Source organism: Cellulosimicrobium composti (assembly GCF_010287905.1).
Taxonomy (GTDB): Bacteria; Actinomycetota; Actinomycetes; order Actinomycetales; family Cellulomonadaceae; genus Cellulosimicrobium; species Cellulosimicrobium composti.
The window spans coordinates 30,458-41,644 of sequence record NZ_JAAFAN010000006.1 but is presented as its reverse complement, the minus strand read 5'-3'; the positions used below and the strand labels follow the sequence as shown (position 1 = coordinate 41,644).

Annotated in this window: 11 protein-coding genes; 3 read left to right on the top strand and 8 right to left on the bottom strand. The window is 76.9% G+C overall.

Translation table 11 applies throughout. The features are described from left to right. Nucleotides 1–44 precede the first annotated feature (44 nt). The gene (locus GYH36_RS02855) at nt 45–1,457 is read right to left on the bottom strand and encodes a M15 family metallopeptidase (RefSeq protein ID WP_162289048.1); all 1,413 of its coding nucleotides are present in this window, start codon (nt 1,455–1,457) and stop codon (nt 45–47) included. 403 nt (nt 1,458–1,860) lie between these two features. Further along, nucleotides 1,861–2,277, bottom strand: coding sequence for a pilus assembly protein CpaE (locus tag GYH36_RS02850; protein WP_155100090.1), 417 nt, complete (start codon nt 2,275–2,277; stop codon nt 1,861–1,863). Between the two features lie 337 nt (nt 2,278–2,614). Between GYH36_RS02850 and GYH36_RS02845 the strand changes: the two genes are divergently transcribed. Both GYH36_RS02845 and GYH36_RS20215 read left to right on the top strand, forming a co-directional pair. Next, the gene (locus GYH36_RS02845) at nt 2,615–3,229 is read left to right on the top strand and encodes an antibiotic biosynthesis monooxygenase (RefSeq protein WP_312028479.1); all 615 of its coding nucleotides are present in this window, start codon (nt 2,615–2,617) and stop codon (nt 3,227–3,229) included. Nucleotides 3,230–3,238: 9 nt separating this feature from the next. Then, nucleotides 3,239–4,849 (top strand): mechanosensitive ion channel family protein, encoded by a 1,611-nt coding sequence (locus GYH36_RS20215; protein WP_162289046.1) that lies wholly within the window; start codon nt 3,239–3,241, stop codon nt 4,847–4,849. Nucleotides 4,850–4,903: 54 nt separating this feature from the next. Here the strand turns inward: GYH36_RS20215 and surE are convergent, their stop codons facing one another. From surE to GYH36_RS02815, 5 genes are all read right to left on the bottom strand, one after another. Beyond that, nucleotides 4,904–5,671 (bottom strand): 5'/3'-nucleotidase SurE, encoded by a 768-nt coding sequence (gene surE, locus GYH36_RS02835; RefSeq protein WP_115941909.1) that lies wholly within the window; start codon nt 5,669–5,671, stop codon nt 4,904–4,906. A gap of 31 nt (nt 5,672–5,702) precedes the next feature. Beyond that, the gene (locus tag GYH36_RS02830) at nt 5,703–6,686 is read right to left on the bottom strand and encodes a 1-phosphofructokinase family hexose kinase (RefSeq protein WP_162289045.1); all 984 of its coding nucleotides are present in this window, start codon (nt 6,684–6,686) and stop codon (nt 5,703–5,705) included. Nucleotides 6,687–6,715: 29 nt separating this feature from the next. Then, entirely contained in the window at nt 6,716–7,615 is a 900-nt protein-coding gene (locus GYH36_RS02825; RefSeq protein ID WP_162289044.1) for a glycerophosphodiester phosphodiesterase, read from the bottom strand. A gap of 71 nt (nt 7,616–7,686) precedes the next feature. After that, entirely contained in the window at nt 7,687–8,247 is a 561-nt protein-coding gene (locus tag GYH36_RS02820) for a TIGR03086 family metal-binding protein (RefSeq protein WP_162289043.1), read from the bottom strand. A 130-nt stretch (nt 8,248–8,377) separates the two neighbouring features. Further along, the gene (locus GYH36_RS02815; protein WP_155100087.1) at nt 8,378–9,436 is read right to left on the bottom strand and encodes a 2,3-butanediol dehydrogenase; all 1,059 of its coding nucleotides are present in this window, start codon (nt 9,434–9,436) and stop codon (nt 8,378–8,380) included. 277 nt (nt 9,437–9,713) lie between these two features. Here GYH36_RS02815 and GYH36_RS02810 point away from each other — a divergent pair, with 277 nt between their 5' ends. Beyond that, complete coding sequence (locus tag GYH36_RS02810) at nt 9,714–10,856, top strand: VanZ family protein (RefSeq protein WP_115941914.1); 1,143 nt, start codon at nt 9,714–9,716, stop codon at nt 10,854–10,856. On the opposite strand, the gene GYH36_RS02805 is transcribed toward GYH36_RS02810, so the two are convergent. Beyond that, nucleotides 10,843–11,025 (bottom strand): hypothetical protein, encoded by a 183-nt coding sequence (locus tag GYH36_RS02805; protein ID WP_155100085.1) that lies wholly within the window; start codon nt 11,023–11,025, stop codon nt 10,843–10,845. The two genes, GYH36_RS02810 and GYH36_RS02805, sit on opposite strands and share 14 nt — an antisense overlap. Nucleotides 11,026–11,187: the final 162 nt, after the last annotated feature.

Below are 11,187 nucleotides of genomic sequence, written 5' to 3'. Positions count from 1 at the left end.
GCCCGCGAGGTCGTCGCGGTGCCGGGGCCGTCGAGGGCGCACGGTCAGGAGATGTCGCCGTACTCCCAGTGCCAGGGCTCGTTCTTGTTGCCCCCGGCGCGAGCCCACTCGGGGTTGTCCCACCCGTAGGCCGGCGCGTTGGCGCGCATCCACTCGTACTGCGCGGTGCCGTAGCTCTGGATGCCTCCGCTCAGGTCGAGCGCGAGCGCCCAGCCGTGGTTCGACATCCCGGGCGGCGCCGCGAAGTAGCCGCGGGACGCCTTCACGGCGACCTGCGACGCGTAGGAGCGGTACGAGTCCGTCACGGACAGGTTCGCGCCGAACGTCTCCTTGTACTTCGCGTTGAGCGCCTCGATCTGGTGCGCGGCGTCGCAGCGGAGCTGCTCGCCGGCCGCGAACGACAGCTCGCACAGCGCGTCCGCGGGGATCTGCCCGTTGCCGAAGCCCGCCGTGGACGCGGCCCACCGGTCGAGCTGGGCGGCGATCTCCGCGGGCGACGGCGGCCCGGGCACGACCTCGACGGCCACGCCCGATCCTGCGGCGTCGAGCAGCGTGGAGAGCTCGGCCGTCAGAGCGGCGATCTCGTCCGTGGTCGGCGCCGTCCCGGCCGGAGCCGCGGCGTCTGCCGACTCGGAGGAGTCGGCGCCCTCGGCCTCGGGGGCCGTCGTGAGGTCGGGCGCCTCGGTCGCGGCGTCGGCGGCCGCGGCGTCCTCCTCGGGCGACTCGATCGCGGCGGCGGCCGCCTCCTCGTCGGACGGCTCGGCGTCCGGCGCGTCCGCGGGCGCGGCGAGGTCCGGGGCGGCGGCGCCCAGCGTGGGCGCGACGGTGCCGAGGTCGGCGAGGGGCACGCGGCCCGACGACCGGCTCGCACGGTCGGTGCCGCGCTCGTCCAGCACGGGCACGCTCGCGGCGAGGGTGTCGGCGGCGGTGAGCGCGTCCTGCTCGGCCTCGGCCGGGGCGTCCGCGGTCTCCTCCGCGACGTCCGAGGCCTGGAGCTCGGTGCCCGCGGCGAGGCCCGCGAGGCCGGACGCCGGGCTCGCCGACGAGGCGTCGGTGACGGCCTGGCTGAGGCGCGCCTGGGCGTCCTCGATCTGGGCGACCTGCTCGGGCGTGAGGCTCGCGGCGCCCTCCCCGGTGAGGAACTGGGCGCGCACGAGGGCGTCGCTCGCGGCGTCGACGGTCGCGGGGTCCGCGGCGGCCACGCCGAGGGCGGGCGCGGTGGTCGTGGTCGCGGCCGGCGCCGCGGCGGACGTGTCGCCGGGCGCCGCCGACGGAGCGGCGGACCCCTCGGCGAACGCGGCGGCGGCGGTCGTCGCGGTGAGCGCGACGGCCGCCACGGCGGCGCCGGTCGCGAGGGTGCGCGGACGACGCACGGCGCGCGCGGCGACGTGCGAGCGGCGCGCGGCGGAGACGACGAGGGCGGGGAGCGAGGCGCGGCTCGCGGTGTGGCGCCCCATCAGCGCACCTCGCCACGGGGGGCGGGGCGCGCGTCGGTCGTGCGGGGGGAACGGTGTGCGGGCGTGCAGAGCTGAGCAGAGGTCAAGCGAACGATCCGATCATCGGGTCGTGGTCGCGGGCGGTCGAAGCGCGGGGCGCTTCCGAGCCCTGGTGCACCTGCGCAGGACGGGAAGCGCTGGGTGACCACGACGGCGTGCGGTTCGGGCGGGACGCGAGCGCGCCCTCTCACCACGAGGCCGACGGTGCGGTCGCAGGGGGGACCACGGAATCCGTCGGCTGTTCCATCTTCAACTAGACGTGTGTCCAGCGGGGGACGGTTCCGCGGGGGAGGGCCGGGAATGAGGTGGGAACCCTGTGGTCAGGACGTGAAGAGGGGACGTGCCTCGCGTCCCGGACCGCGCGTCACGACGGCGCGCCGGCGCTCGCGGCGACGAGCGCGAGCAGCGCGAGGGCGTAGGCGTCCTCCGGGTCGGGCGCGTCGAACGCGGCCGCGTCCCCCAGCACCTCGGTGCGCACGACGTAGCCGTCGTCGGTGCGCTCGAGCGCGCGGAACGTCCCGCCGAGGAGCTCGCGGAGCTGGCTCTCGAGCGGGTGCCACAGCGCGTCCTCGAGCGCGACGGAGTCGAGCGCCCACTCGGTCGTCCCGTTGAAGCCCAGCACGACGCCCGTGTCGAACTCGTGCGGCTCGATCGTCATGTCGCTCACGGTGTAGACGTCGCCGTCGCCGCCCGTCGCGAGCAGGCGGAAGCGGTCGCCGGGACCGGGCGACCACCGCACGCCCGCGTCCCGCAGCGCGAGCGCGAGCTCCCAGGAGATCATGCGTGCCACGCTAGGCCCGGCCGCTCGCGCCCGCGCGCGGGCGGACCCGGCAGGCGGCGTCCGACCCGCGGGACGATCCGTCCCGCGGGCGACGCCGTTCACGACCCCGAAACACCGAGCACGTTCACTCGTCCCCATGACCCACGACGTCCCCCGGGGCGCGGACCGGAGCGGCGCCCACCCCGCGCGTCTCCGGCCCGCCCGACCGTCCCGCCGCCGCGCCGGGCCCGACCACGACCCGACGGCTCGCCGCTCGCGCGAAGGCGCAGCCGCGGAGACCGGACCCCGCGCGCCGGGCCCGGGGGAGCCCGGGACCCGCGCTCCCGGCTCCGGGCCCGTGACCGTCGCGATCGAGCGGCGCGTCGCGCCCGAGAACGTCCCCGCCGTCACGCGGTGGGTCCAGGCCGGCGTCAACCTCGCCAACCGCTACCCAGGGTTCCTCGGGTCGGGCTGGGTCCGCGCGTCCGCGGGGTCGCACGACTGGCACATGCTCTACCGGTTCGCGGACGCGGCGACGCTCGACGCGTGGCAGACGTCGGCCGAGCGCCGCGAGTGGCTCGCGCAGGGTCGCGGGCTCGTCGAGGAGACGCGCGTCGAGCACCGCACGGGTATCGAGGGGTGGTTCGACGCCCCGGCCGCGAGCCCGGCGGCCGCGCCCGGCGCGGACCCGGCGCCGTCGCCGCCCGCGCCGCCGCGCTGGAAGCAGTCCGTGAGCATCTGGCTCGGGTTCTTCCCCGTGAACCTCGCGTTCACGCTCCTCGTCGGCGCGCTCGTCCCGGCGTGGGACGACGTCCCGGTCGTGCCGCGCGTGCTCGCCACGACCCTCGTCCTCACCCCCGTCATGACGTACCTCGTGCTGCCGCGCGTGACGCGCCTCCTCGCGCCGTGGCTCGCGCGGCCGGCGCGCGGCGGGTCCGACGGCCCGGAGGTGGCCGCCGCGCGCGCTGCCTAGCCTGGGGGGATGGACACCGAGCTCGAGAGCACGACCGACGTCCTCGTCACGCTCGGCGCGGTCGTGGCGGGCGCCCTGCTCGCGTTCGTCCTCGGCACCGTGATCTCGGCCGTCGTGCGCCGCGCGGGACGGCGCAGCGAGCTCGCCCGGGACCTGTCGCGACGGCTGCGACGCCCCGACCGTGCGGTCCTGACCGTCGTCGCCGTGTGGGTCGCGGTGCGCCTCACCACGGACGCCGCGACCCCGTGGCGACCCGGCGTGGAGCACCTGCTGCTCATCGCGTTCATCGTGGTGGGCGCGTGGTGGGTCGGCGCGATCGCGTTCGTGCTGGAGGACTCGGCGCTGCAGCGCTACCGCACGGACACGGCGGACAACCGGCACGCGCGCCGCGTCCGGACCCAGATCACGGTGCTGCGCCGCCTCACCGTCGCCGTGATCGTCGTGTGCGCGGTCGCGGGCATCCTCCTGACGTTCCCCGCCGCGCGCGCCGCGGGGGCGAGCCTGCTCGCCTCGGCGGGGCTCATCTCGATCGTCGCGGGCCTCGCCGCGCAGACGTCCCTCGCGAACGTGTTCGCGGGCATGCAGATCGCGTTCACGGACGCGATCCGCGTGGACGACGTCGTGGTGCTCGAGGGCGAGTGGGGCCGCATCGAGGAGATCACCATGACGTACGTCGTGGTGCACCTGTGGGACGACCGCCGCCTCATCATGCCGTCGACGTACTTCACGACGACCCCGTTCCAGAACTGGACCCGGCGCGCCGCCGACCTGCTCGGCACGGTCGAGCTCGACCTCGACTTCGAGGTGCCCGTCGGCGAGATGCGCGGCGAGCTCCGGCGGCTGCTCGCGCTCACGGAGCTCTGGGACGAGCGGGTCGGCATCCTCCAGGTCACCGACGCCGTCGGGGGACTGGTCCGCGTGCGCGCGCTCGTCAGCGCGCGCGACGCCCCGACGCTGTTCGACCTGCGGTGCTTCGTGCGCGAGGGCCTCGTCGACTGGCTCCAGCGCGCGGCCCCGCAGGGGCTCCCGCGCACACGGCTCGAGCGCGCGGCCGACGCCCCGGCGCTCGCGGACGACGCCGCCTCGCCCGGCCGCGAGGAGGACTCGGGGGACGGCACGTCGGCGCCCGTCGCCCCCGCGCGCCCGCCCCGGCTGCCGGTGGACCGCGGGTCGCGTCGCGCGGACGCGCCCGTCGTCCTCGGCACGATCCGGCGCGCGGGCCGGGGCGCGGGCGCCGCGCCGAGCGAGGACCCGACCCGGGTCGTCGGGGTCGTCCCCGGGCCGGACGGTGCGCCCGGTCCGCACGACGGCGACCCCGCACGGGGACCGGGCGTCGACCACGACGCGGAGGCGCCGGGACGCACCCGGCCGCTGCCCGCCGTCGGGCAGGACGACGACCCCGGCGACGCCCCGGACGAGGCCACGCCCGAGGCCGCGGAGTCGGCGTTCTTCAGCGGGACCCCGGAGGGCGAGGAGCGCTCGCGCGCGTTCGCGGGCCCGGGCCAGGACGTCATCGACGAGCGCGAGCGCACGGCGGAGCACGGCGCGGTGCGCGACGACGAGACCGGCGCGCCCGACGGCGACGCCCCCGGGGACGACGACGCCCGGGCCCGAGGCTGAGGACCGGAGCCTCGCCGCGTCGGCGGCACCGGGCCCCGACCCGGCGTGGACGGGTCAGCCGAGCCCGGGGACCTCGACCGTCGCGTCGGCGTAGGGCGCGACGAGGAGCGTCGCGGTGGCCCAGCCGCGTGTGAGGAGGCCCGTGTCCGAGTCGGGCTCGGAGTGCCGCTCGGTGCCGGAGTACTGGAGCACGAGGTGGCGGTCGCCGTCCTCGTGGATGTTGGCCTGGACGAGGCCGAAGCTCGCGAGCGGCGCCTGGCGCAGCCCGCGCAGCCGGTCCGGCGGGACGTCGGGGACGTTGACGTTGAGCGTGCGCCGGTCGAGCGGCACGTCGCCCGCCGCGTCGCCCGCCATCCACGCGAGCACGTGGTCGGTGACGAGCCGCGCCGTGTCCCAGTGCTGCGGCTCCGCCGCGTCGACGGAGACCGCGAGCGAGCGGATGCCGTGCGTCATCGCGGACAGCGCGGCGCCGACCGTCCCCGAGTGGAGGATCGCGTTGCCCGTGTTGGCGCCCTTGTTGGCGCCCGACAGCAGGAGGTCCGGCCGCGGGCCGAACCCGCCGTACGCGGCGACGAACGCGATGAGCGCGGGCGCGGCCCGCACCGCCCAGGACGTGACCTCGTCGGGCAGGCCGGGCGCCCGCCGCGGCTCGACGGCGAGCCGGCCGTCGCGCTCCGCGCCGAGCAGCGACGCGCTCGCGCCCGACGACTCGCGCGCGGGCGCGGCGACGACGACCTCGTACCCCGCGTCGAGCGCCGCGCCGGCGAGCACCGCCAGCCCGGGCGAGTCGATCCCGTCGTCGTTCGTCACGAGCGCGCGCACGATGCCTCCTGGGTCGGTCCTGGTCGTCGGTCTACGGCCGCGCCTCGCGCACCGTGACGCGGGACGCGAGGCGCTCGATCTGGTCGCGGCGGCCCGTGCCGAGCCCGCGACGGGTCACGTTGAGCGCGCCGGCCGCCGCGCCGAGACGCACCGCGGCGGGCAGGTCGAGCCCGCGCCCGAGCCCCACGGCGATCCCGGCAGTCATCGAGTCCCCGGCGCCGCGGTGGTCGACGGTCGTGATGCGCGGCGTGCGCACCGTGTAGGTGTGGTCGCGCGTCACGAGCAGGGACGGGTCGTGGGCGCGCGAGACGACGAGGGCGCGCGGCCCGGCGTCGACCATGGCGCGTGCGGCGGCGAGGAGCGCCGCCTCCGTGTCGTCGTCGGCGAACCCGCCCTCGACCATCTCCTCGTGGCTGATCTTGAGGACCGCCCCGGGGGCGGACGCGACGGCGCGCGCCTGCTCCCCGGAGAGGTCCGCGACCACCTGGCGCTCCGACGCGTGCAGGTCGCGCGCGAGGCGCGCGAAGAACGACGCCGGGACCCCGACGGCGGTCTCCGACCCGGTGAGGATGGTCACCGCGGCGTCGAGCCCGGAGACGAGGACCGTGCCGTACAGGTCGTCGACCTCGTGGCGGTTGAGGGGGAACGGGTCCATGCTCACGACCTCCTCGCGCGAGCCGCCGCGCCGGTCGTGCACGTACGCGCCGTTCGCGCCGGTCGTCGTCGCCCGCAGGTCGAGGTGCTCCGCGCGCGCGAGGTGCGCCGCGACGCTGCCGGTCTCCCCGCCGAACGGCCCGCACACGACGACGTGCGCGCCGAGCGAGTACGCCATGCGCGCGAGCCACAGGCCCTGGCCGCCCGGGTGGACGTGGACCTCGGGCGACGTCTCGTACGGGCCCGCCGGCTCGATCTCGACCGTGAGGAGCGGCGTGAGGGCGAGCACGCACACCGCCGGCGTGCGTGCGGGCTCGTCGGACGGGCCGGCGAGCGGCCCGGGCGGCGGGGTGGCGCTCATCCGTCGAGGCTAGGGCGGCGGCGTGCGCCTCACCCGTCGAACGACGGCACGGCGTGCACGGCAGCCCCGGGGGCGAGCGGGTCGGCCGCGCGCTCGGGCGACCGCCCGAGCCGCGCGTCGAGCCACCCGGCCAGGCGGTCCGGGCGGTCGGTCATGATCGCGTCGACGCCGCGGCCGAGCAGGTCCTCCCACTCGTCCGTCGTGTTCGCCGTCCAGCAGTGCACGCGCAGTCCCGCCCCTCGCACCGCCTCGACGAGGCCCGGCTCGTGCGCGAGGAGCGCGACGTCCGGGTTGCACGCGACGACGCCGAGGTCCGCGCACACCGCGACGAGCTCGTCGAGGCTGTCGGGGCGCAGCACCAGGAGCAGGGCGCGCGCGAGGTGCCCGGCCGCGTCGCGCAGCGCGGCGACCGTGGGCGGCCAGAACGACTGGACGACGGTGCGGTCCGCGAGCCCGGCGGCGTCGACGTGCCGGGTGACGAGCGGGACGTCCTCGACCGACCACACGCCCTTGAGCTCCACGAGGAGCTCCAGCCCCGGCCGCTGCGCGGCGAACCGCGCGACCTCCTCGAACGTCGGCACGCGCTGGCCCACGAACGCGCGCGAGAACGACGACCCGGCGTCGAGCGCGCGCACCTCGGCGAGCGTGAGAGCGTCCACACGGCCCGTCCCGTCGGTCGTGACGTCCACGACGTCGTCGTGCAGCACGACCGTGCGGCGGTCGGCCGTGAGGCGCACGTCGAGCTCGATCGCGTCCGCCCCGGCGCGACACGCCGCCTCGAACGCCGCGAGCGTGTTCTGCGGCGCGACGGACGAGTTGCCGCGGTGACCGACGACGAGCGGCCGGCCCGCGCGCTCGGCGGCCGGCCGGAGCAGCCGTGGGCCGGGGGAGGCGTGCGACACGTCGGTCGCGGTGCGGTCGGGCGACATGGGGTCAGTCTCGCGCGCGACCCCGCCGCCGTCCTTCCCGGGCGGGCACGCCGCCGACTTTCACCCGGGTGTCAGCGGCTCCGGCCGGTGAGCGCGAGGAGTCGCGCGAGGTCGTCGGCGTCGTCGGCGACGTCGAGCGGTCGGAGCAGCCGCCCGGGCTCGTCGCGCGTCGAGCGGGACTGCGCGTAGTGCAGCGACCACGCGACGAGCGCCGGGTCCACGTCCTCGGGCGCACCGGTCGCGCGCGCGAGGTCCCACGCGTGCACCACGAGGTCGAACGTCAGCTGGGCGCAGTACTCCGCGCCCGACTCGTCGCCGTAGGACAGGTGCACGCGACGCTCCAGCGCGCCGGGCGCGAGGAACGCCTCGCGCGCCTGGACCGACGCGTCGACCCACCGGTCGACGGGGTCGTCGCCGAGGACGTCGCCGTCGAGCACGGTCCCCACGTCCTCGATCCAGCGCCCCGCGAGGAGCTCGGGCGCCCAGAGCTGCTCGACGGTGAGGTGGTTGACGAGGTCGCGCACCGTCCAGTCCGAGTCCGGCGTGGGCACGGCCCAGGCGTCGTCGTCGAGCGGTCGCACGAGCGCGTCGACCGCACCGATCGCGTCGCCGTGGGCGGCGAGGACGTCCATGCGAACCTCCCGGGGCGGGTGCTGCCGTGGCTCCTCCACGGTGGCACGCCGGGTCGCGCGGCGCAGGTCGAGAGCGGCCGGGTGGCGCGGCCCGCGGCCCCGGGGACGGGGGGACCGCGGGCCGCACGTCTCAGACCGACACGACGATCTTCACGTGGTCGTCCTTGTGGTCGATCAGCTCGCGGTAGCCCTTCTCCACGACGTCCTCCACCGCGATGCGGCCCGTGACGAACGGCGCGAGGTCCACCTTGCCGTCCTGCACGAGGCGGATCGCGGCCGGGTGGTCGTCCGCGTACCCGATCGCGCCCTTGATCGTCAGCTCGCGCAGCAGCACGGTCATGACGTCGAGCGTCGGCGGCTCGGAGAACAGCGCGACGATCTGGAGCGTGCCGCCCGCCTTGAGCGCGCGGGTCAGCGTGTCGAGCACGGGCTGCGCGCCCGAGCACTCGATCGCGACGTCGGCGCCGCGGCCGTCGGTGAGCTCGAGGACGCGCGCGGCGACGTCGACCTCGCGCGGGTCGAGCACGACGTCGGCGACGCCCGTCTCGAGCGCCTTGGCCTTGCGCGCCCCGCTCACCTCGGTGACGACCGCGCGCGCCCCGATCGCGTGCAGCACGGCGCACGTGAGCAGGCCGATCGGCCCCGCGCCGCCGACGAGGACCGTGTCGCCCGCCTTCGCCCCCGAGAGCCGGACGCCGTGGTACGCGACGGCCAGCGGCTCGACGAGCGCCGCCTGGTCCAGCGGAACGTCGCCCACCGGGTGCACCCACCGCCGCTCGACCACGATGTGCTCCGCCAGCCCGCCGCCGCGGCCGGAGATGCCGATGAAGCCCATCTTCACGCAGGCGTTGTAGAGGCCGTCGCGGCACGGCGGGCACTCGCCGCACACCATGAACGGCTCGACGACGACGGCGTCCCCGACCGCGAGGCCCTCGACCCCCTCGCCGAGCTCCTCGACCACGCCGGAGAACTCGTGCCCGAACACGACGGGCAACGTCTCGCCCGACAGCGGGTGCGGCTGCGTCTGCGACGGCGCCGGCGGGAACGGGCCCTCGAGGAACAGGTGCAGGTCCGAGCCGCAGATGCCCGTCCAGGCGGGCCGGATCTTCACGGTGCCCGGCTGCGTCACGGGCTCCGGCACCTCCTCGACGCGGAGGTCTTCCTTGCCGTGGTACCGGGCCGCCTTCATGCTTCTCACCTCGATCGTCGTGCCGCGCGCACCGGTCGGTGCGCGGCGGCCGGCACGGGACCGACCCCGGCAGGACTTCGGCGGGGCCGTGCGACCGACCGCACCTCCACGGTAGGCACGACCCGCCCGCGGACCCGCCGCCGAAGGTCCCGCGCGACGGGGACGGTCGTCGTCGTTCGCGCCGACGCCGACGCGCCAGGCCCGCGATACTGGGGCGCGTGACTCCGAGCCCCACCCCCGCGCACCGCCCCGCCGACCGACCCGGTGAGGTGCGCGCGTGACCGACCGCTGGACGTGGCCGGCGTACGTGGGCGTGGTCGGGGGAGCGCTGCTCTTCGCGGCGTTCCTCGTCCCCGCGCTCGCGTGGCAGTACCGCCGCTACGGGCGGCTGAGCGGGCGCCGGCTCCTCGGTGCCGCCGCGGTCGCCGTGTACGGCGTCGCGCTCGTCGCGTACACGCTCCTGCCGCTGCCCGGAGGCGACCTCGCCGCCTGGTGCGCGCAGCACGGGGTGCCCCGGCCCGAGCTCGTGCCGGGCCACTCGCTCGACGACGTGCGGCGCGAGACCGCGGGGCTCGGCGTCGGCGCGACCCTGCGCAGCGTCGTCGTGCTCCAGGTCGTCTTCAACGTCGTGCTGTTCGTCCCGTGGGGCATGCTCGTGCGGCGCTACCTCGGCCGTGGGCTCGCCGTCGCGACGCTGTCCGGCCTGCTCGCCTCGCTGCTCGTCGAGACGACGCAGTACACCGGGATCTTCGGGCTCGTCCCGTGCTCGTACCGGGTCGCGGACGTCGACGACGTGCTCGCGAACACGCTCGGCGCCCTCCTCGGCGCGCTCCTGGCGCCGCTCCTGCTGCGGTGGATGCCGCGCGCGGGCGAGCTCGTGGCCGGACGCGGCCGGGCCCGGCCCGTGACCGTGTGGCGACGCTGGCTCGGGATGGTGCTCGACGCGCTGCTCCTGACGGCCCTGGGCGTGGTGCTCCAGGTGGGCTACCGCACCCTCCTCTCCGCGCTCGGCCGCCCGCTCCCCGACGGCACCGACACGACGCAGTGGCTCGTGGGGACCGTCGTCCCGTTCGTCGCGGTGTTCGTCGTGCCGACGCTCCTCGGCGACGGCGCGTCGTGGGGCCAGCGGACCGTGTGGCTCGCCCCGCGGTGGTCGGACCGGCGCGGCACCGTGGGTCGCCGCGTCGCGCGCGCGGCGAGCGGCGGCGCGCTGTGGGGCGCGCTCGGCGTCCTCGCGGGCGTGCCCGCGGCGGGTGGGGCGCTCGCGGTCGCGAGCGACGTCGCGGCGCCTCTCGCGGTGCTCGTCGCCGTGGTGTCCGTGGTCGCGGTGCCGTGCACACGCGGGCGCCGGGGGCTGTCGGGCGTCGTCAGCGGGGCCGAGGTGCGCGACGTCCGCGAGGGTGCGCTCAGCCGCGGGTGAGCAGACCGATCACCAGGGCGATCGTGCCCCAGATCGCGAGCCCGCCCCCGACGGCGATCCCCATCCCGTGGGCACCCGTCGAGGCGGATCGGCGCGCGCCTCGGGCGGCCGTCGCGGCGATCGCGAGGCCGGACACGACGAGCACAGCCCCTGCCACGATCCAGAACATCGCGAGTACCGTCCCATACGTCCCCCCGGTGGCGCATCGTGAACGAGCGTCCAGGAGCGGCGGCCCGGCTGCGGCCCCGCGCCGCGCGGCCCCGACCTGCGGGTTCTGGCCGCCGGTCTTCTCGGAGAGCGAACACGGCCCGTGAGACGGGTTGCGCGCGGG